General features: G+C 49.8%; 1 tRNA gene and 1 rRNA gene. Both read right to left on the reverse strand.

Annotated elements, in window-relative coordinates:
* Nucleotides 1-130: 130 nt before the first annotated feature.
* Nucleotides 131-206, reverse strand: a tRNA-Ala gene (locus M3221_RS25705).
* Between the two features lie 99 nt (nt 207-305).
* Nucleotides 306-414 (reverse strand): 16S ribosomal RNA (locus M3221_RS25710); the annotation flags it as partial.

Below are 414 nucleotides of genomic sequence, written 5' to 3' on the forward strand. Positions count from 1 at the left end.
CGGCTCCTAGTGCCAAGGCATCCACCGTGCGCCCTTTCTAACTTAACCTAAAATGGCGGTGTATCTTACTCGGTTTTTTGCTTTGGTCATACAATGTGTTGCTTCTATCCAGTTTTCAAAGAACATACTATGGTGGAGCCTAGCGGGATCGAACCGCTGACCTCCTGCGTGCAAAGCAGGCGCTCTCCCAGCTGAGCTAAGGCCCCAAATCTAGTCATGAAGTTTCAAATTGAACCTTCAAAACTGAACAAAATCAAACGTCAACGTGCTAGGAACAAAGTTCCTGTTTCCGTAAATATCCTTAGAAAGGAGGTGATCCAGCCGCACCTTCCGATACGGCTACCTTGTTACGACTTCACCCCAATCATCTGCCCCACCTTCGGCGGCTGGCTCCCGTAAGGGTTACCCCACCGA

It is taken from the genome of Domibacillus indicus, from assembly GCF_023715895.1.
Lineage (GTDB): Bacteria > Bacillota > Bacilli > Bacillales > Domibacillaceae > Domibacillus > Domibacillus indicus_A.